The sequence below is a fragment of the Nocardia spumae genome (genome assembly GCF_020733635.1).
Lineage (GTDB): Bacteria > Actinomycetota > Actinomycetes > Mycobacteriales > Mycobacteriaceae > Nocardia > Nocardia spumae.
Window position 1 is genome coordinate 6,011,015 of record NZ_JAJFZL010000001.1, and the last position, 18,963, is coordinate 6,029,977.

Sequence of the window (18,963 nt, forward strand, 5' to 3'; positions counted from 1 at the left end):
GACGGGATTCGGTCGAGCGGAATCACACCTTCCGGAATTCCGTTCGAAGCCAGTGTGACAGGTGGGCGGGGGCAATATTCGCCCGCGCTCCGGTACGTCACCGAAACCACCACCTGGGAGCCGGAGTTCGCCGTTCGGCGGGAGGCATATCTGGCCGCGATCGCGGAACTCGTCGCCTGGCTGCCTGGCAGGAACGATCCGGTGACCGACCTTCTGCACTCCTTCGTCACCACGGTGTACCCCGATCCAGCCGCCATCGAGCCGGGGCGGCGTCTGGCCATGTGGCTCGGAATCGTGCACCACCCCACCGACCCAAATCACATTGCCGGGCTCAAGGTGTACTGCAGCCCCACCGTGCGGTCCGATGTCATCGAGACCGTGAGCCGACGATGGCCTGGCTTCGAGGGATTGAGTCCGATACCGGAGAACGACGATCTTTTCCGTACCGCCGGAGTCGCAATAGAGGTCGACGCACACGCACGCGTGGCGCACAAGATCTATCTCCGGGCGCGCCACCGAAATGTGGCGGTACCAATGAAATTGGTCCGCCATTTCGGCGAACCCGGGTGGGAGACGCTGTCGGAGTTCACCCGGTGTGGCGTGGATGCGGCAGACCTGCACAATTTCGATTACTTCGTCTGCCGTACCCGGCGTGACAACGAAAACGCTTCGTGCACTGTCACGTTGATGACGAAAAGGTCTGACTACCTCGCCGAGTTGGCCCGCCAACTGGCGGGACGGCACCACGGCACCACCCGGGCGGTGGACGCCATGGCACATGCCGCGCGTTCCTGCGGCGCGACTTGGCGCTATTCGGGACTGGGACTGGGCTTCTCAGCCGAGCGCGGCATCGACAAACTGAACGTCTACGGCACGCCGACGTGGGAGAACACCTCGGGCTCGGCCGAACTCAGATCTGCCCGGCCGCTCTCACCATCGGAAGATGCGCGTTGACGTGTTCGAGCCGCAAGGCGGAACGCAGTTCGGCCAGCCGGTTCAGATCGTCACCGTAGAGACCGGCCGCTTTCGCATCGTCGAGGTCGCTCACTCCGTACAGATACGGGCGGCCACCCAACCCACAACAGCGGCGCTGCAGGTCGCGAAATGTCTCCCGCGCATCGGCTATCGCGTCCGGATGACGATCGACGGTGGCGTACAACCCGACCCCGACCGAGACCGGTGCCGGCAGGACGGGTGCGAATGCGAAGGGAACGGCATCGACGGGCCGCCGTATGACCAGGACGTACACCCTGGTCGAGGGATGGTCGAAGGGTACTCGATCAAGCTGTGCCGCAACGGTTTCGACCATCGCCACGCAGTGTTCGGCCGGTACCACGTAGTCTGCCCACATCCGCGCTCTGTCGACGAGCGGCCGCCACGCGGCACGCGGATCGGCCTCCCACACCGGCGACTGCGTGACAACGGTGCAGTCCTCACCCTCACACGGCCGGGCCGGGCCGGGACCTCGCCGACCGCTGACCGATCGGATTCGGCCGTGGGCGGCCATTCCCGAGTAGGTGTCGACGTCGTCGCGGTTCGCGACTCGTGCGGTGTGCTCGGCGAGCGCGCCGAGACTCGGATGATCGACCCGATGCTCGTGCAGGCGGAGGTCGTGTCCGACTGTCCGCAGCACCACCCGGTCGATCAATCCGACCGTACCCAGCCCCCCGAGCGCGAACCGGAACAGTTCGCGATGTTCGGTCCGGGAACACCAACGGCTGCTTCCGGTTCCGTCGATCAGCGCAATGCGCTCCACATGATCGATCTGCCAGCCGGATCGGATCGACTGGGATCCGGCGCCACCGACGGACAATGTGCCACCCACCGACATATGCAGATGATCCGGCAGCACCGGAAACGCCCGCCCGCGCCGATTCAGATAGCGCTCGAGTCCGAGCCAGCTGGCACCCGCCGGCACCTCGACCAGTCCGTCACCCAGATCCCGGATTTCCCGGGTCGCGGTGTCGGGCGCGTAGGTGACCAGCAGTTCGTCATCGGTGACCGTCTGACCGGCACAGGAGTGCCCGGAACCGCGCAGCGTCAACGGCCGGCCGGAACCGAGCAGAGCGGACGGGAATGCGGACGGCTGTCGATGGACGGCCCGAGGAGTAGCGCGATACAGGCCGCCGAAGTCGGTATCGAATTCGGTGACGGAAACCTCACCGGCACTCATGATCTCGGCAGCGGTGGTGTCACCGTCCGGACAGCGGTATACGGCACGACGTCATCGTAGTGACCCGCCGAGGCGCCTTCTCACCGCGAGGAAGTAGCGGCCCCGCGGTGCGGGAACGCACGCCGCGCCGACCACACGGTGACGGTGAACAGCACGACACCCGCGACGGCGAGACCCGCGCCGACGACGGCCGGGGCCGTGTATCCGAGGCCGGCGGCGATGACGAGACCACCCAGCCAGGCGCCCGCCGCATTGGCGATATTCAGCGCGCCGTGGTTGAGCGCGGCGGCCAGGGTTTGGGCATCGTGGGCGACATCCATCAGGCGGGTCTGCAGGCCCGGTGCCAGCGCGGCCCCGGACGCGCCGACCAGGAAGGCGCCGATCGCGGCGGTGAACGGATTGTGGGCGCCGGCGACGAATCCGGCGAGGATCACCACCATCGCGACGAGGGCCACGAAGATCGAACGGTCCACGCCGCGATCGGCTAGGACGCCGCCGCCGATATTGCCGGCGACCATGCCCAACCCGAACAACGCCAGCACGATCGGCACGAACCCCTGCGACATTCCGGCCACATCGGTGAGCGTGGAGGTGATGTAGGTGTAGACCGCGAACATGCCGCCGAAGCCGACCGCGCCGACCAGCAGGGTCAGCAGCACCTGCGGGCGGCGCAGTGCGGTCAGTTCGGTGCGCGGATCCGTCACCCGCACCCCGTGCAAATCGGGAACGAACCGGCTGATCGCGAAGACCGTCGCGACTCCGAGGACCGCGACGACCACGTAGGCGTCACGCCAGCCGAGCGCCTGCCCCAGCCAGGTGGCCGCGGGGACGCCCACCACATTGGCCGCGCTCAGACCCAGCATCACCGCGGCGACCGCCTTGGCTCGCTGTCCCACCGGCGCCAGCGAGGCGGCCGCCAATGAGGCCACGCCGAAATAGGCGCCGTGCGGGAGGCCGGCGACGAACCGGGCCGCGACCAGAGCCGGAAACGCCGGCGCCAGCACCGAGGCGATATTGCCGACGGTGAAGGCGACCATCAACGCGATCAGCAGTCGCTTGCGCGGCATCCGGGCGCACAACGCCGCGATCACCGGAGCGCCGACCACCACACCCAGCGCATACGCCGAGACGGCATGTCCGGCGGTGGGCTCCGATACCCGCAGGTCCGCGGCGATATCGGGCAGCAGGCCCATGGTGACGAATTCGGTGGTGCCGATGCCGAAGCCGCCGAGCGCCAACGCGAGCATCGCCGGGATGTGCCATCCGGTGCGAACCGGATCCGGCCGAGACGAGTCCTGTCGTCCTGTCGTCCCGGCGGGCGCGAGATCGTCGGCAGGGCTTGCGCTGCGCAGGAGAGCTGAGTCGACCATAGGGTTGGCCAACGCGCGCCCGGCGCCGACCGATACCCGGTATCGAGGTGATTCGACTCACGGACCGGACGCGCACCGGTCCGGAACGCAATTCGGGCACCCGCGGCCACCGAATCGGTGGGGGCGGGTGCCCGGATATCTCTACCGCCCGCACCGGAAGCTCCGGGCGGACGACGGCGCTCAGCTCAGTTCGCGCGCCAAGTTGGCGTCGAGCACGCCGAGGAACTCCTCGGTGGTCAGGTAGCCCTGGTTGCCACCGACCAGCAGCGCCAGATCCTTGGTCATCTGACCGCTCTCCACGGTCTTGATGACGACATCCTCGAGAGTCTGCGCGAAGCCGATGACCTCGGGGGTGTTGTCCAGCTTCCCGCGGTGGGCGATGCCACGGGTCCACGCGAAGATCGAGGCGATCGGGTTGGTGGAGGTGGGCTTGCCCTGCTGGTGCTGGCGGAAGTGCCGGGTCACGGTGCCGTGCGCGGCCTCCGCCTCACAGGTGCGGCCGTCCGGGGTGAGCAGCACCGAGGTCATCAGGCCCAGCGAGCCGAAGCCCTGCGCCACGGTGTCGGACTGCACATCGCCGTCGTAGTTCTTGCAGGCCCAGACGTAGCCGCCCTCCCACTTCAGGGCGGAGGCGACCATATCGTCGATCAGCCGGTGCTCGTAGGTCAGGCCGGCGGCGTCGAACTCCTGCTTGAACTCGGTGTCGAAGATCTCCTGGAACGTATCCTTGAACATGCCGTCGTAGGCCTTCAGGATGGTGTTCTTGGTCGACATGTAGACCGGGTAGTTCTGCTGCAGGCCGTAGTTCAGCGAGGCCCGCGCGAAGTCCTCGATGGACTTCTTGAAGTTGTACATACCCATGACGACACCGCCGTCGGTGGGCATCTTCACCACTTCGTGGACGATCGGCTCGGAGCCGTCCTCCGGGGTGAACTGGATCGTGACGGTGCCCGCCTGATGCACCTTGAAGTCCGTGGCGCGGTACTGGTCGCCGAAGGCGTGACGGCCGATGATGATCGGCTTGGTCCAGCCCGGAACCAGACGCGGAACGTTGGAGATGATGATCGGCGCGCGGAAGATGGTGCCGCCGAGGATGTTACGAATCGTGCCGTTCGGCGAACGCCACATCTTCTTGAGATCGAATTCCTCGACCCGCGCTTCGTCAGGGGTGATGGTGGCGCATTTGACGCCGACGCCGTGCTTCTTGATGGCGTTGGCCGCGTCGATGGTGACCTGGTCATCGGTCTTGTCGCGGTATTCGATGCCCAGGTCGTAGTACTCGAGGTTCACATCGAGGTACGGATGGATCAGCTTGTCCTTGATGAACTGCCAGATGATCCGGGTCATCTCGTCGCCGTCGAGTTCGACGACGGTCCCTTCAACCTTGATCTTGGACATGGATCTTCGTGTCCTCCTAAGGAAGGTGTGCTCCCATTGCACGGCCAGGCGAGCACGCTTGTGAGCGGACCCCAGCTGTTCAACAGACAACGTATACGCCCCGCGTTGTCCACGAGACGCCTGGTGCTAAACAAGACAAGCGTACTGGTGCGCTGTGTCTCAGAAACAGGGGCCGCCCCATTGAGTGATACGCACGTCACATCGGCCACATTTCCCGCGGCGGCCGCCACCCCGATCGGCTGAGCCCAACCCTCGCACCCGTCCGGACCGATTGTTACCATCCACAGCAGGTCATGAGTGCCAGCGCCAAGCCCCGGCTCGCTGGCCGGCAACCCTCCAGTTGCGGTGGGGTGCTCCGGGTGATTGACCGGGCTCTCGAAAGCCGAGGGCAAGCGCGACGATCAGGAGCAACAAGTGAGTGAATTCACCGTGCCCGACGGCAAGGGTGTGGAGGCGGCGGCGCGCCCGGGGGGTGTCGCTAACATCGGGGATGTGTGTTCTCGAGGTATTCGTGTCGAACGTGCGGCGCGGCTCTGCGCGGTGACGGCGCGGTGACCGTGAGTATCGAATCGAACACGTCGCGGCCCGGCGCAACGACACTGCTACCGCCGCCGGACGGCAGCCTGGGAACCATCGGCATCGGCGACGTCCGGCTGGAGAACGGCGCGGTGATACCCGGCGTCGAGCTCGCGGTGCAGCGCTGGGGTGAGCTGTCCCCCGGACTGGACAACGTGGTGCTGGTCGAACACGCACTCACCGGCGATTCCCACGTCTGCGGCAACCCCGACGATCGGCACGCGCTGCCCGGATGGTGGGACGGACTGGTCGGCCCCGGCGCCGCACTGGACACCGACCACTGGTGTGTCATCGCCACGAATGTGCTGGGCGGTTGTCAGGGCAGTACCGGGCCCGGCTCCCTCGCCGCGGACGGAAAGCCTTGGGGCGCTCGGTTTCCGGAGATCTCGATCCGCGATCAGGTCACCGTCGAGGTGACACTGCTCGAGCTGCTGGGCATCCCCCGCATCGCCGCGGTCGTCGGCGGATCCATGGGTGGTATGCGGGTGCTCGAGTGGATGGTCGGCTCTCCCGATCGCGTCGACGCCGCGCTGGTCTTGGCCGTCGGCGCCCGGGCGACCGCCGATCAGATCGGCACCCAGACCACGCAGATCGCCGCGATCAAGGCCGATCCGGACTGGCAGGGCGGCGATTACCACGGCACCGGCCGCAGCCCGCGCGCCGGCCTGGGTATCGCACGCCGGATCGCGCATCTGACCTATCGCACCGAATTCGAGCTCGATCACCGGTTCGCGAACTCCGCGCAGGGTGACGAAGACCCTCGGGACGGCGGACGGTATGCGGTGCAGAGCTATCTCGACCATCAGGCCGACAAGCTGGTCGCCCGTTTCGACGCGGCCACCTACGTACTGCTGTCGGAGGCGATGAACCGCCACGACGTCGGCCGCGGTCGCGGCGGTATCGAGGCCGCACTGGCCGCCACCCCGGTCCCGTGCCTGGTCGGCGGTGTGGATTCGGATCGGTTGTACCCGTTGCGAACCCAGCAGGAACTGGCCGATCTGCTGCCCGGCTGCAAGGGGCTGGAAGTCGTGCACTCACGCGACGGCCACGACGGTTTCCTCACCGAGACCGAGGCGATCGGCAAACTGCTGGAGCAGACGATGGAATTGGCTCGCGCCGCCCGGAACGCCCGCGCCTGATCCTCGCCGGCAGTCACCGCGATCCCCGCAGCCCGGGCCGGGCTCGATCCCCGCAGCCCGGGCCGGGCTCGATGCCCTCAGCCGACGCCGAGGCTGCTGATGGTGGCGGCCAGCACGATGATCGCGCCACCCAGCACCGTGTAGGCGCCGATATCGAACGGCCTGCTCCGCACCGCCAGCAGCCCGACCCGGGCCGGCGGCAGGCACAACCGGAACGCCGCGGCCAGTAGTGTCGCTCCGCCGATGAAGAACGCGCCGCGGCGCCAGCGGTCCTGCGCTACGAAGACCACCGCGACCAGCAACACCACGACGACCAGCAGCATCGGCAGGTGAACCTGGAAGAAGCGGTTCACCGGGCTGGAGTGCTGCTGCGGGTGCGTGGCGGGCGCATCGGTCACGGCTGCGATTCTCGCATGTCCGGTCGTCCCGCCGCCGGGAGCGGGGGCGGCGCGGTCGCGACGGCCACTGGATGCGGCCGCCGCGACCGGGCGAGGATCAGACGCCGAACGGAGCGGCGTAGTGGATACGGCCCGCCGGAAGCGGATGGCCCGCGTCGAGCGTGAGAGCCATCAGCGCGTCATCGGGAACATCGATGCTCAGATCGATGCCGTACCGGCTTGCCCGCCGGAAGCCGAACCGCGGGTAGTACTCGGGGTGGCCGAGCACAGTGACGAAATGCTCCCCGTGGTCGGCCGCAGCCCGCAATGCGGCGCGAACGGACGCCGCCCCGGCACCGGTGCGCTGGTACTGCGGCAGTACGGCGCACGGTCCCAGGCACAGGGCCGGGACGTCGCCGATATGGCAGCGAGTCAGCAGCGCGTAGCCGACGACGGTGTCGTCGGGTCCGGCCGCCACGATCGACAGGCCGTCGATCCAGGCCGGATCGCCGCGTAGTGCCTCGACGAGATCGGCCTCGTCGGGCCGGTCGAACGCGGCGGTATTGATTGCGTGGACGACGGGAATGTCCGCGGCGGTTTCGGCACGCGTGGTCCAGGTTCGAATAGTCAATGCTACGAATCCGTTTCATAGAGATCGGGTGATGAGTCGACGCGGTTGCGCGAGCGAGCGCTCGGCGGAACCGTGGACGAGATCAGGCCGACGCGCGGAAGGAGCCGATGCCCCGGAGGCGGTATTCGGTACCAGCGCGCACGGCGGCCTCACACACAGTCATCAACCCACCTCCCGCGAACTGGTCGACCCCGCGGGCGATCGCGGCATCGATGGAACGGATCGGCCGTCACGAACGGCCGCCGGTCACGGTAGCAGAGGCCGGGCTCCGACGCGTGCCCCGTCGGGTGGACGGGTACCGTCTCGGTGTGCTCAAGCTGGTGTTCTTCGAACCGCGTATCCCACCCAATACGGGTAATGCGATCCGTCTGGCGGCCGGTACGGGATGCGAGCTACATCTGATCGAGCCCCTCGGATTCGATCTGTCGGAACCGAAACTGCGCCGCGCCGGACTGGACTATCACGATCTGGCGGTCGTCACCGTGCACGAAAACCTCACGGCCGCATGGGAATCGCTGCGACCCGAGCGGGTGTTCGCCTTCACCACGCACGCCACCACCCACAACACCGATATCGCCTACCGCCCCGGAGACGTGCTGCTGTTCGGGCCGGAACCGACCGGACTGCCGGATGAGGTGCTGGCCGATACGCACATCACCGAGCAATTGCGCATACCCATGCTGCCCGGCCGCCGGTCGATGAACCTGTCCAACGCCGCGGCGGTCGCCGTATACGAGGCATGGCGCCAGCTCGGGTTCCCGGGAGCGGTGTAATCGCCCGCTCCCGTGGGTGGTTCGCGGCTCAGTTGTCGATCTCGAAGCGTTTGAAGCGGGAGGTGGCTCCGGCCGTGAGCCGCACCGCCGATGTGGGGACACCGTAGTGGTGTGCCAGCAGTTCGATCGCGGCCTTGTTGGCTTTGCCCTCCACCGCGGGTGCGCGCACGTACAGGAGCAGGGTGCCGTCGTCACCGGTTTCGACGAGCGGGCCTTTGCGGCTACCGGGTTTGATGGTCGCGCGGACCACAGTCGGCACGGGCTGCTCCTCGATGTGGGCGATCGACTCCTTGGCAGCCTAGGCCCTCCGCGAGCGGCGACCCTGACCATGCCCCGGCCCCGGACCCGGCGGCCGATCCGCCCCGGATCCGGCACGCTCGAATACGTTCGCCACCTCCAGCAGTGCGGCGGCCGCGGCCCGGATCGCCTCGTGGCCCCGCTGATCGGTATGCCGCACGGTGGCCACGGCCTCGGCGACGAGTTCGGCCCACTCCCCGGCGACACCTTCCCGACCCCCGGTGACCGTCCAATTCTCGGCGACCGAGCAGCCCGCGGCCTCCGCATCGGCGACCAGGTCCGACAATGCCGAAACCGTGCCGTACAGATCGCGCAGAGTGCGCTCCGCGATATCGCACAGCGCCGCGGCACGCAGGCAGACGCGCAGCTCGTCGCCGGTCGATACGGCCGGTCCCGGCTCGTGGCCGATACCTCGCGGTCCGGGCCCACCGAGCCGGCCGCAGACGCCGCGCACCCACTCCGAGGCCGCCGCCAGGTCGGCGATGCGCCGATCGATCGGCGCGTCCGGATGATCGACCGCGCGCCAGGTGCCGAGCACCGAGCGGGGCGGGATCACCGGTTCGGCGCCGTCCGGGCCGTGCGAACGAAACCGCTTCTGCCCCATATCTTCCGCAGCCGCCGCGATACTCACCGCCGCCGCGCCGGCAGTGGATGCCCTGTTCATATCCGCCCCCCTCGTCCGAATGCGATCGCTCGATGTGAACGACCGGAAATCCCTGTTTCCGAACTCTTTTCGAACATAACCAGCGCTCGGGCGGCTGTCACGCACGAGCGCACAGCCGCACCCCGTATCGGAGAACGCACCCCGCTCAACGGAAATCCCGAGACTTCGACGGCATGCGCAGATCCATCCGCTGCAGATGTTCGGCCACAATGCTCACCACTCCCTCCGCGTTCTGTACCCGGCCGCGGATCAGCAGAGCGGGCGCCCCCTGCGCGATGCGGCGATAGCGACGCCACAGCCCCACCGAGCACACCACGTTCACCATGCCGGTCTCGTCTTCCAGATTGACGAAGGTGACCCCGGAGGCGGTGGCCGGTCGCTGCCGATGCGTCACCGCACCGCCCACCAGCACCTTCGAGCCGTCGGGCACGGCGAGCAGCTGATTCGCCGGAACCACACCGAGTTCGTCCCAGCGGGCGCGCAGGAATTCGGTCGGATAGCTGCCGGGTGATACCCCGGTCGCCCACACATCGGCTGCGGCCGTTTCCAATTCGCTCATACCGGGGAGCATCGGCGCGTCGGTGCTCGCACCGGTTCCCGGTAACCGGTCGGATCGCTCGCCCGCGGCCGCCCCCGCGGCCCACAGCGCCTGCCGCCGGCCGAGTCCACGGCCGGATTCGGCGCCGATACTGCCGAGCGCACCCGCGGTGGCCAGCGCTTCGGCCTGCGACACCGACATCTCGACCCGTCCGGTCAGATCCAGAAACGAGGTGTAGGGGCCGGACGACCGTGCCGCGACGATCCGCTCGGCCACCTCGTCACCGATATGCCGGACCGCGGACAGGCCCAGCCGCACCCGGGTGCCGTGCCGCTCCAGCGTCGCCCCGGCGAGGCTGTGATTGATATCGGGCCCGAGCACCACCACCCCGTGCCGTCGCGCATCGGCCACCAGCGACTGCGGTGAATAGAACCCCATCGGCTGCGCGTTCAGCAGCCCCGCGCAGAAGGCGGCGGGATGATGCAGTTTGAACCAGGCCGAATAGAACACCAGGGCGGCGAAACTCTGCGAATGACTTTCCGGGAAACCGAAATTGGCGAAGGCGTAGATCTTCTCGTAGATGCGATCGGCCAGCTCACCGGTGATGCCGTGCAGATCGCGCATGCCCTGATAGAACCGTTCCCGTAAGCGTTCCATACGCTGCGTCGAACGTTTCGAACCCATCGCCCGGCGCAGCTGATCCGCCTCGGCGGCGGTGAATCCGGCGATATCGACCGCCATCTGCATGAGTTGCTCTTGGAACAGCGGAATTCCGAGCGTCCGGGCCAGGGAACTCTCCAGCGCCGGATGATCGATCGTCACCTCTTCCCGGCCGTTGCGGCGACGGATATACGGATGGACCGAACCACCTTGGATGGGCCCGGGGCGGATCAGCGCGACCTCGACGACCAAATCGTAGAAGGCGCGCGGGCGCAGGCGCGGCAGCGTCGCCATCTGGGCCCGTGACTCCACCTGGAAGACGCCCACCGAATCCGCCCGCGACAGCATCTCGTAGACGGCGGATTCGGTGAGATCGATGGCGTGCAGTTCGATATCGGCGCCTTCGTGCTCGCGCACCAGATCGATCATGTAGTGCAGGGCCGACAGCATGCCCAGGCCGAGCAGATCGAACTTCACCAAACCCGCTGCGGCGCAATCGTCCTTGTCCCACTGCAGTACGCTGCGACCCGGCATTCGCGCCCACTCCACCGGGCAGACGTCGGCGATCGGGCGATCGCAGATCACCATGCCGCCGGAATGGATACCCAGATGCCGCGGCAGACCTTCGATCTCACCGGCCAGTTCCAGGACGCGCTCCGGGATATCGGTATGCGTTTCACTCGATACCCCGGTCCACCGGCTCACCTGTTTACCGAAGGCATCCTGCTGACCGGGTGAGAAGCCCAGTGCCCGAGCGGCATCGCGCACCGCGGACTTACCGCGATAGGTGATCACATTGGCCACCTGGGCGGCGTACTCCCGCCCGTATTTGGTGTAGACGTGCTGGATCGCCTCCTCGCGACGATCGGATTCGATATCGATATCGATATCGGGCGGACCGTCGCGCTCGGGCGCCAGGAACCGTTCGAACAGCAGATCGTTGGCGACCGGATCCACATTGGTGATGCCGATCGCGTAGCAGACCGCGGAGTTGGCCGCCGAACCCCGGCCTTGGCACAGGATGTCGTGGCTCTTGCAGAAGGCGACGATATCGTGCACGACCAGGAAGTAACCGGGAAACTTCAGATCGGTGATGATCCGCAGTTCGTGTTCGAGTTGCCGGTACGCCTTGGGATTTCGTTCCGGTGGACCGTAGCGCTCGAGCGCGCCGTCGAGGGTGAGCCGGCGCAACCAGGAATTCTCGTCGTGCCCGGCCGGCACCTCGAACGGCGGCAGCTCCGGGGCGATCAGCCGCAGATCGAAGGCACATTCGCGGGCCAGTTCCGCGGCACCGGTCACCGCCTGCGGGCAGTCGTCGAACAACCGCAGCATCTCCGCGCCCGATCGCAGATGCGCACCACCGGTGGGCGGCAGCCAGCCGTCGATCTCGTCCAGGCTGCGCCGCGCCCGGATCGCCGCCAGCGCCATCGCCCGGCGGCCCTGCGCGGGAGCGGCGAAATGCGCTGCGGTCGTGGCGATCACCGGCACCCGCAGGCGCTCGGCCAGGGCGATCAGCCGGGCATTGCGTTCATCGTCGGTGGGCACCCCGTGCCGGGTGAGTTCGACACTCACCCGATCGCGGCCGAATCGGTCCATCAGATCGCGCAGCGCCGCCTCCGCCTCGGCATCGCCCTGTTCGAGCGCGCGGCGCACATGACCTTTGCGACAGCCGGTGAGGATATGCCAATGCCCCTCCGCGGCGGCCGACAACCGATCCAGGTCGTAGCGCAGAATCCCCTTCTCACCGGCCACCATGTGCGCGGCCGACATCTCCCGCGACAGCCGCCGATAGCCCTCCTGCCCCCGGGCCAGCACCAGCAGATGCGGTCCGGACGGATCCGCTTCCCCGGTGCGCGGTTGCGAATCGGCCATCGACCCGAACAGCGGTGCCGGGACCGCTGTGTCGCGGTGCTCGCCCAGCGACAATTCCGCGCCGAACACCGTCGGCATCCCCCATTCGGCGGCGGCCTCGGCGAAACGCACCACCCCGTAGAAGCCGTTGTGATCGGTGAGCGCCAGCGCCTCCAGCCCCAGCCGCACCGCCTCCTCCACCAGTTCCTCCGGCTGACAGGCACCGTCGAGAAAGCTGTAGGCCGAATGCGCGTGCAGTTCCGCGTACGGCACCGCCGGGCCCGGCTGCGGCGGCCGTGCCCCCGCCCGGTATTCACCCCGGGTATGCGACCACGCCGGACTGTCACCACCGTCGCCCGGCGGCCCGGACCCGCGACCGGGCAGACCGGAGAGCACCCGCTCCATCTCCGCCCACGTCGGCGGACCGTTGCCCCAGCCCATGCGCACGCTTTCGTCGAATCGAACATACTTTCGACATCGATCGTAGCGCCCGTGTCCGACATTCCCGTCGAACACCCGGCGGTGGGACCGGTCACGGTGGCCTGCGTCCCCGGCGGGCCCGCAGACCGCCGAGAATGCGAAGAACGCGGTCAGACACCCCGTTCGGGTTGGTCCAGCATCCGGGCGACCTGGTCGAGTAGCTGCGGCGCATCGCGGACGCGGTGCGCGTCCAGTTCGACCCGCCGGCCGTTCGGATCCGAAATCGTCAGCTTGACGTCGGAGCTCCGCTGGGCGAGCCAGGCCGAGAGCGAACGAGCGAGAACCACGCCGATTCCGCCGGAGCCCAAGGCGACGGACAACAGCTGCACCGTGGCATCGGCCACCCCGCCGGATTGGCGGACCTTCGCTTTCAGCACCAGTCGGTCACTCAACTCGGGATCCGCGCGCAACCATTTCATCAGCAGCGGAACTTCGTCCACGGTCAGTCTCATGTACAGGATCGGATCGTCGTCCATCCGATCATCGTGCCAGCGCACCCCTGGCCCGGCAGCGTGTCGAGCCCGATGAATCATCCGTAAGACGTTCCGCGACAATCCCTCTGGCTCCGGTCGGCGGAAACGGAACTCGAGACCATCACGAGAACTCCGGAGATGGCTTCGCCACGCCCCAATCGTCCGATGTGGCAATGAAATCCGTAGGCAACTCCAGACTCCGCAGAATACGCCCCGACCGGATCGTCTGATTGCCGACGAAACTCGGCTGGCTCGCCCGCTGACCTCCGATTCATGCGCTGTTCTACGGCGCGCAGGGCACCTTGTACGCCGGGCTGTATCCGCCCGAGGTCCGGTACACCGGATTGTCGTTCGTGTACCAGGTCTCGGGCGTCTACGCCTCGGGCATCACCCCGATGATCGTCACGGCACTGATCGCGGCAGGCGGTAAACCCCATGGCTGGCCTGCGGCTATCTGGTGGCGACGGCGGTGATCAGCGTGATCGCGACCCTGTTCGTCAGCGAGGACGACCGGCTCACCGCCTGAGCCCGATCAGCCGTGTCCGGCGCCCGACAGCAGGATGCGGCGACGGCGACGGCTCCGCCGCGCGGCTTCCTCCCCCGCGGCCGCGGCCTCTTGTTCGGAGGCGCCGGCCGCGATCGCCTTCGCGCGCGCCTCGGCGCTCGCCTTCTCGTCCTTGGCCGCCGACCGCTGACGCAGCGTTTTCCACAGACCCACCGTCATCTCCTTCGGCTCGTGAATATCCGGGCACTGCTCAGCATGGCCGCCGAACACCGCGGCCGCTATCGGCCCGTGGGATGAACAGGGCGCGCTACCTACATCTCGAGAGGTAGGCAGACTGTCGTACGAATGTGGTCCGGCCCCTTGGCAGGCTATCTTACTTTGGAGTAAGTTCGGGGGAAATAAACCTGCAAGGGAGCAGCGATGTCGGATAACCACGCGGCCGAACACGGCTATCTGGCCCGTCGGCGGGCCCGCCGGGATCTGGCCGGCAAACATGTCGTCATCACCGGCGCCTCCTCGGGAATCGGACGGGCCGCGGCCGGCGCGGTGGCCGCCAAGGGCGCGGTGGTGCTGCTGCTCGCCCGGCGCGGTGAGGAACTGAACGCCGTGGTCGAGGAGATCACCGCCGCGGGCGGACAGGCCTACGCCTACCAGTGCGATGTCACCGATTCCGACTCGGTCGACCACACCGTGAAGGCCATTCTCGACACCCACGGCCATGTCGACATGCTGGTCAACAATGCCGGACGGTCCATCCGCCGCGCGGTGCACCGTTCCACCGACCGGCTGCACGATTTCGAACGCACCATGGCGGTCAACTACTTCGGCGCGGTGCGGATGACCCTGGCCCTGCTGCCGCAGATGCGGGAGCGCAAATCCGGTCACATCGTGAACATTTCGAGTGCGGGCGTGCAGGTCGCCACCCCCCGATTCGCCGCCTATCTCGCCAGCAAGGCCGCACTGGATAAGTTCGCCGAGGTCACGGCGGCCGAAATGCTGTCCGACAACATCACTTTCACCACTATCCACATGCCGCTGGTGCGGACGCCGATGATCACGCCCAGCGGTAAGCAGGGCCCCTCGGAATCCCCGGAGTGGGCGGCGGCCACCATCGTGCGCGCACTGACCGACCGGCCCCGGCGGATCGATGTCCCGGTGGGCACCCTGGCCGAATACGGAACGCTGTTCGCGCCCGGAATCAAGGATCGCGTGATGCACCGGTACTACCGGGCGCTGCCGGACTCCCCCGCCGCCAAGGGTGAGCGAGCTCCGGCCGACAACGAGTCCGCTCCGGAAGTACCGGCGCCGCGGCCGAAGCCGCAGCACACCCCCTCGACCGCCGGTCGCGTCACACGGTCGACACTGCGCCGCGCCGCCCGGCTGGTTCCCGGCACCTACTGGTGACTCCCGGCGTCACTCGATCGCGCGAACCTCGTCCGCGACGATCGCCTTCGCCGGTTTCGGATCCGCCCCGCAGCTCGCCTGACGCGGCGGGTAGCCGATCGACCGCGCGGTGACCAGCCAGCGACGCCCGTCGCTGTGGGTCACCCGCGCGGCACCGGCGGCGGTGGCCGGATCCCGCCCCGGAATCACATCGGTGACCTCGGTGGCGGTGAGCTGATCGAGATCGGCCGGAATCCGTTGCCGCACCGCGATCTCGGCCACCTGCTCGACCGGCGAACTACAGCTGCGGCCACGGAACCCGTCCAGCGACACCGCATTCCGGAGCGCGGAATCCACGGCCCGCATCGCCGATTCGCCGTCGACCCGGCCGTAGGTCAGACCCGACGGCAGGATCACCATCGCGGGCGCGAAGCGATGACCACCGGTATGTGAACACTCCCAGACCAGCTCCGGATACTCCGCCGCCAGCCGGGCGGCGATCGGGCGGCCGAGCCGGGCACAGCACTGGTCGCGTTTTCCGTGCGCGCACACCAGGGTCAGCGGACCCCGCACGGCCGCACCGATTCCCGGCGCCGGACCGTTCAGCAGGTGCAGATCGATATCGAGCAGCTGCTTCGGATCCGTGATCGACAACCGTTCACACCAGGAGCCGTCCGGCCGGGTGGAGACGAGCAGAACCGTTCGCACACCGGTGAATTCGCCGCGTCCGGGTCGCCGGATCAAGGTGGGCCGCACCCGGGCGGCCGCGGTGCGCGCGGACAGTTCGGCGGTGAGCTCCTCGCCGAGCACCGCATCGCCGATCACATCGCGCCCCCAGGCCCCGGGCTGTTCGACGCACAACCAGCCGCTCACCCTGGTCGCACTGCCCGGCAACGGAATATCGGCCGCGGCCGTCGAGCACGGCAGGCCGGTGAAGTCGCTCACTGCCCCAGGAACGGCAGCACCACGGCCGCGAACTCCCGGTACCGGTCGCGGTGGATGCTGTGCCCGCAGCTGAAGCTCTGGACCCGGCAGTCCGGCACCCGGGCGCGGAACATCTCCAGCTTCTCCGGATCGACCATGCCGCCCGGACCACCGCGCAACATCAGGGTGGGTGCGGTGATTCCCGTCAATCCCTCCCACCACTCCGGATGGGGTTTGCGAAACTGCTCCAGCGCCGGTGCGGTCATGGACCGGTCGAAGGCCAGGACCGCGCGGGGGTGCCGGATCACACTGGTGGTGGCATGCCACAGTTCCGGAACGGACGGCAGCCGCCGGGTCGGGTTGAATTGCTCGTCGCCGGAACGCAGGGGCAGCGGCTGCTCCTCGAGCACCAGCTTGCGCACCAGCTCCGGCCGCTCGATCGCCGCCCACGAGCAGGCGTAGCCGCCCAGCGAATGACCGACCAGATCCACGGTGCTCAGTTCCAGCCGCTCACACAGGCGCAGCAGATCCGCGCCGAAATCGTCGAACGGATAGGTGGCGGTGCGCCCGCTGCGGCCGTGGCCGCGCAGGTCGGGGATGATCACCCGCCGGCCCGACCGGATCAGCGCGGTGGCGAACCGATCCCAGGTGTGTCCGTCGCCACCCATCCCGTGCACCAGCAGCACCGGCACCTCCGAGAACGGATGCGATACCGGCGCGATACCCGAATCGCGGTAGGCGATCTGCACACCCGCCAGGGGCACCCGGATGACATTCGACTCCACGATCAGCCAGGATACGTCGCCGCCGGTGGCGTCGCCGCAGGTTGTGGGGCGTTCCATAGTGCGGGAGCCCCACCCGGGCGGAGTCCGTATCGTCGGAGGAGCACAACCGGATACCGCCTGGACCGAAGGGACCCTCCGCCATGACCGAGCCCGACGATCGCGTACCCGCACCTCAGGGCAAGGCCCTGGGTATGCCCTACGACTGGCGCCGGCCCACCTTCGCTCGCATCCGCGCCCGGCTGTGGAATCCGGACGATCCGCGGATCTTCACCCCGAAATCGTTCGGCTGGGGCTACGACCTGAATCTCTACCGGCTGCTGCACCGGCGCTGAGCCGGGCCGTCATTCGTAGAGACCCTCCACATGCCAGGCGCGCTCGTAACCGATCAGCAGTAGCGCGCGCTCCTCGGCGTCGAGAAGGATCTGCGCGCGGACCGCACCACCGGAATCGCCGGTGGCCCACCATCGTTCGTCCAGCAGCCACGGACCCGCCCAGCCGGCGATCCGCCACGATCTGCTGCCCCAGTGCAGGACGTCCGGATCGGCGGTGAACATACCCCGTTCGGTGAGCCAGATCGGAAGGCCGTCGGCTGATTCCAGCCGGACCTCGGGCCGGTTGAGCAGCAGTACCGCGGGGGCCGGTTGCGGCAGGTGGCCGGGCCAGGGCCGGGCGGGATCGGCGGCGGGCACCGCCTCCTCGCCGAAGGTGACGAGGGTGACGCGTTCGGCGGGGCCACGGCCACCACTGAGAACACCGATCCGCACCGCCTCACCACCCAGCAGACCCTGCACCCGGACCAGGGCGCGCCGGGCCCGCTGTTCCTCCTCACCGACTCCGCCCCAGAGGCCCAATTGCAGCGCACCGGCCGTCACCACCTCGACCGGTTCCAAGCGCAGCAGCGTGATCGGCGCCGACGGCGGCGCCTCGGAAGCGCCTGTCCGCCCGCGCTTTCCGCTTCGCACGGCACGATGGGTCAACCATCCGTCGAGCTGCCAGCGCACTCGATCCGCGGTGGTCTCCGGGGTCAGCGGTTGCGCACAGCGCCAGATTCTCGACAGTTGTTCCCCGGCCGCGGTTTCGGCGTGCACCGCGAGCCGGGTACAGGCCACCGATGCCGCCGCCAGACGTTCGTGCAGCCGGGTGGCGAGCATACGCCCGGCGAAGGCGGCGGCATCGACCCGCTCGATCGGCGGATCACAGCGGTACTCCACCACCAGATCCGCGGCGGGCGGGGCCGCCGACGGCGGGCGTTCCGGTTCGGCACGGGCGCAGCGGTGCGCGCGGATCGCATCGGCGCCGAATCTGGAGGCGACCTCGGCGGGGGTGAGAGCGGCGAAGTCACCGATCCTGCGTAAACCCAAGCGATGCAGGAGATCCACCAACTCGGCGCGTTCCGGCGGCGCCAAGCTCGGCTCGACCGCCAATTCGCCCACCGGAAGCGGCGCCAGGAACTTCGCGGCCGTACCGGGTTCGACGATCTGCGCGTGGCGGGCCGCGATCACCGCGGCCGACAGTTCGTCGGCGATGCCGATCCGGCACTCCACACCGGTCGCGGCGACCGCGTCGACCAGATGTTCCGCGGCCTGTTCCTCGGAACCGAAATATCGGGCGGCGCCGCGCGCGCCGAGTACCAGCAGCCCCGGGCGTAATACCTCCACCCCCGGCACCGTCGCGTCCACCGCCGTCGCCACCGGCTCGAACAAGCGCGCATCCCGGTCCGGATCCGACTGCGCCACATGCAGATCCGGGCATCGCGCCTGCGCTTCGCGCCTGGTCAGCCCACGCCGGACCCCGGCTTCGCGAGCCACCGCCGAACAGGCCACCACCCGATTCGCGTGCAGCACCACCACCGGGCGCAGCGGTGAGAGATCGGCCACGGCCGCCGCGGCGACGGCCGGCCAATCCGGGCACCACACCGCCAGCACCCGGAATCCGGGCCGCTTCATCGCGGCACCATCCGGACACC

General features: G+C 68.2%; 18 protein-coding genes, 1 pseudogene and 1 riboswitch. Of the genes and pseudogenes, 6 read left to right on the forward strand and 13 right to left on the reverse strand.

The features are described from left to right. The first annotated feature begins 54 nt into the window (after positions 1-54). The gene (locus LKD76_RS26820) at positions 55-954 is read left to right on the forward strand and encodes a hypothetical protein (RefSeq protein ID WP_227984188.1); all 900 of its coding nucleotides are present in this window, start codon (positions 55-57) and stop codon (positions 952-954) included. Here the strand turns inward: LKD76_RS26820 and LKD76_RS26825 are convergent. The 3 genes from LKD76_RS26825 to LKD76_RS26835 all read right to left on the reverse strand — a co-directional run bounded on the left by LKD76_RS26825 (position 911) and on the right by LKD76_RS26835 (position 4,941). Continuing rightward, complete coding sequence (locus LKD76_RS26825) at positions 911-2,173, reverse strand: FAD-binding protein (protein ID WP_227984189.1); 1,263 nt, start codon at positions 2,171-2,173, stop codon at positions 911-913. The genes LKD76_RS26820 and LKD76_RS26825 overlap by 44 nt on opposite strands. Before the next feature lie 80 nt (positions 2,174-2,253). Then, complete coding sequence (locus LKD76_RS26830; RefSeq protein WP_227984190.1) at positions 2,254-3,420, reverse strand: MFS transporter; 1,167 nt, start codon at positions 3,418-3,420, stop codon at positions 2,254-2,256. Between the two features lie 303 nt (positions 3,421-3,723). Beyond that, positions 3,724-4,941 (reverse strand): NADP-dependent isocitrate dehydrogenase, encoded by a 1,218-nt coding sequence (locus LKD76_RS26835; protein WP_227984191.1) that lies wholly within the window; start codon positions 4,939-4,941, stop codon positions 3,724-3,726. 289 nt (positions 4,942-5,230) lie between these two features. Continuing rightward, positions 5,231-5,342, forward strand: a riboswitch (SAM riboswitch). A 150-nt stretch (positions 5,343-5,492) separates the two neighbouring features. Here LKD76_RS26835 and metX point away from each other — a divergent pair. Then, entirely contained in the window at positions 5,493-6,656 is a 1,164-nt protein-coding gene (metX, locus tag LKD76_RS26840; protein WP_227984192.1) for a homoserine O-acetyltransferase MetX, read from the forward strand. A gap of 77 nt (positions 6,657-6,733) precedes the next feature. Here the strand turns inward: metX and LKD76_RS26845 are convergent, their stop codons facing one another. Next, positions 6,734-6,979 carry a DUF3017 domain-containing protein gene (locus tag LKD76_RS26845; RefSeq protein WP_227985416.1) on the reverse strand — a complete coding sequence of 82 codons (246 nt, stop codon included), beginning with the start codon at positions 6,977-6,979 and terminating at the stop codon, positions 6,734-6,736. 172 nt (positions 6,980-7,151) lie between these two features. Next, positions 7,152-7,664, reverse strand: a complete 513-nt coding sequence (locus LKD76_RS26850) for a GNAT family N-acetyltransferase (protein WP_227984193.1) — start codon at positions 7,662-7,664, stop codon at positions 7,152-7,154. A gap of 308 nt (positions 7,665-7,972) precedes the next feature. Between LKD76_RS26850 and LKD76_RS26855 the strand changes: the two genes are divergently transcribed. Beyond that, positions 7,973-8,437 (forward strand): tRNA (cytidine(34)-2'-O)-methyltransferase, encoded by a 465-nt coding sequence (locus LKD76_RS26855; RefSeq protein WP_227984194.1) that lies wholly within the window; start codon positions 7,973-7,975, stop codon positions 8,435-8,437. Between the two features lie 28 nt (positions 8,438-8,465). Here LKD76_RS26855 and LKD76_RS26860 read toward each other — a convergent pair whose 3' ends face one another. The 4 genes from LKD76_RS26860 to LKD76_RS26875 form a co-directional block, all read right to left on the reverse strand. Continuing rightward, on the reverse strand, positions 8,466-8,696 hold the full coding sequence (locus tag LKD76_RS26860) for a DUF167 domain-containing protein (RefSeq protein ID WP_227984195.1): 231 nt from the start codon (positions 8,694-8,696) through the stop codon (positions 8,466-8,468). 39 nt (positions 8,697-8,735) lie between these two features. Next, the gene (locus LKD76_RS26865) at positions 8,736-9,398 is read right to left on the reverse strand and encodes a hypothetical protein (protein WP_227984196.1); all 663 of its coding nucleotides are present in this window, start codon (positions 9,396-9,398) and stop codon (positions 8,736-8,738) included. 145 nt (positions 9,399-9,543) lie between these two features. Next, positions 9,544-12,888, reverse strand: a complete 3,345-nt coding sequence (locus LKD76_RS26870) for an error-prone DNA polymerase (protein ID WP_227984197.1) — start codon at positions 12,886-12,888, stop codon at positions 9,544-9,546. Positions 12,889-13,037: 149 nt separating this feature from the next. Beyond that, a complete protein-coding gene (locus LKD76_RS26875) occupies positions 13,038-13,403 on the reverse strand; it encodes an effector-associated constant component EACC1 (protein ID WP_227984198.1) in 366 nt (121 codons plus the stop codon). Positions 13,404-13,669: 266 nt separating this feature from the next. Between LKD76_RS26875 and LKD76_RS26880 the strand changes: the two are divergent. Beyond that, positions 13,670-13,926 (forward strand): annotated as a pseudogene (locus tag LKD76_RS26880) (MFS transporter); the annotation flags it as partial. Between the two features lie 6 nt (positions 13,927-13,932). On the opposite strand, the gene LKD76_RS26885 reads toward LKD76_RS26880, so the two are convergent. Then, positions 13,933-14,124 carry a hypothetical protein gene (locus LKD76_RS26885; protein WP_227984199.1) on the reverse strand — a complete coding sequence of 64 codons (192 nt, stop codon included), beginning with the start codon at positions 14,122-14,124 and terminating at the stop codon, positions 13,933-13,935. A gap of 201 nt (positions 14,125-14,325) precedes the next feature. On the opposite strand from LKD76_RS26885, the gene LKD76_RS26890 reads away from it, so the two are divergent. Continuing rightward, the gene (locus LKD76_RS26890) at positions 14,326-15,309 is read left to right on the forward strand and encodes an SDR family NAD(P)-dependent oxidoreductase (RefSeq protein ID WP_227984200.1); all 984 of its coding nucleotides are present in this window, start codon (positions 14,326-14,328) and stop codon (positions 15,307-15,309) included. 9 nt (positions 15,310-15,318) lie between these two features. On the opposite strand, the gene LKD76_RS26895 is transcribed toward LKD76_RS26890, so the two are convergent. Both LKD76_RS26895 and LKD76_RS26900 read right to left on the reverse strand, forming a co-directional pair. Then, positions 15,319-16,233, reverse strand: coding sequence for a ferredoxin family protein (locus tag LKD76_RS26895; RefSeq protein ID WP_227984201.1), 915 nt, complete (start codon positions 16,231-16,233; stop codon positions 15,319-15,321). Continuing rightward, entirely contained in the window at positions 16,230-17,054 is an 825-nt protein-coding gene (locus tag LKD76_RS26900; RefSeq protein WP_227984202.1) for an alpha/beta fold hydrolase, read from the reverse strand. Before LKD76_RS26900 ends, LKD76_RS26895 begins: the two co-directional genes overlap by 4 nt. 83 nt (positions 17,055-17,137) lie before the next feature. Here LKD76_RS26900 and LKD76_RS26905 point away from each other — a divergent pair, with 83 nt between their 5' ends. Then, positions 17,138-17,329: a DUF5808 domain-containing protein gene (locus LKD76_RS26905; protein WP_227984203.1), complete on the forward strand. Its 192-nt coding sequence runs from the start codon at positions 17,138-17,140 to the stop codon at positions 17,327-17,329. A 9-nt stretch (positions 17,330-17,338) separates the two neighbouring features. Here LKD76_RS26905 and LKD76_RS26910 read toward each other — a convergent pair whose 3' ends face one another. Next, on the reverse strand, positions 17,339-18,943 hold the full coding sequence (locus LKD76_RS26910; RefSeq protein WP_227984204.1) for a DNA polymerase Y family protein: 1,605 nt from the start codon (positions 18,941-18,943) through the stop codon (positions 17,339-17,341). Positions 18,944-18,963 lie beyond the last annotated feature (20 nt).

Excerpts from the sequence above, each read along its gene's own strand:
- LKD76_RS26875 (WP_227984198.1), bottom strand. The coding sequence starts at position 13,403 with ATGGACGACGATCCGATCCTGTACATGAGACTGACCGTGGACGAAGTT.
- LKD76_RS26825 (WP_227984189.1), bottom strand. The coding sequence starts at position 2,173 with ATGAGTGCCGGTGAGGTTTCCGTCACCGAATTCGATACCGACTTCGGC.
- LKD76_RS26905 (WP_227984203.1), top strand. The coding sequence starts at position 17,138 with ATGACCGAGCCCGACGATCGCGTACCCGCACCTCAGGGCAAGGCCCTG.
- LKD76_RS26885 (WP_227984199.1), bottom strand. The coding sequence starts at position 14,124 with ATGACGGTGGGTCTGTGGAAAACGCTGCGTCAGCGGTCGGCGGCCAAG.
- LKD76_RS26865 (WP_227984196.1), bottom strand. The coding sequence starts at position 9,398 with ATGAACAGGGCATCCACTGCCGGCGCGGCGGCGGTGAGTATCGCGGCG.
- LKD76_RS26835 (WP_227984191.1), bottom strand. The coding sequence starts at position 4,941 with ATGTCCAAGATCAAGGTTGAAGGGACCGTCGTCGAACTCGACGGCGAC.
- LKD76_RS26900 (WP_227984202.1), bottom strand. The coding sequence starts at position 17,054 with ATGGAACGCCCCACAACCTGCGGCGACGCCACCGGCGGCGACGTATCC.
- LKD76_RS26845 (WP_227985416.1), bottom strand. The coding sequence starts at position 6,979 with ATGCTGCTGGTCGTCGTGGTGTTGCTGGTCGCGGTGGTCTTCGTAGCG.
- LKD76_RS26870 (WP_227984197.1), bottom strand. The coding sequence starts at position 12,888 with ATGGGCTGGGGCAACGGTCCGCCGACGTGGGCGGAGATGGAGCGGGTG.
- LKD76_RS26830 (WP_227984190.1), bottom strand. The coding sequence starts at position 3,420 with ATGCTCGCGTTGGCGCTCGGCGGCTTCGGCATCGGCACCACCGAATTC.
- LKD76_RS26910 (WP_227984204.1), bottom strand. The coding sequence starts at position 18,943 with ATGAAGCGGCCCGGATTCCGGGTGCTGGCGGTGTGGTGCCCGGATTGG.
- LKD76_RS26890 (WP_227984200.1), top strand. The coding sequence starts at position 14,326 with ATGTCGGATAACCACGCGGCCGAACACGGCTATCTGGCCCGTCGGCGG.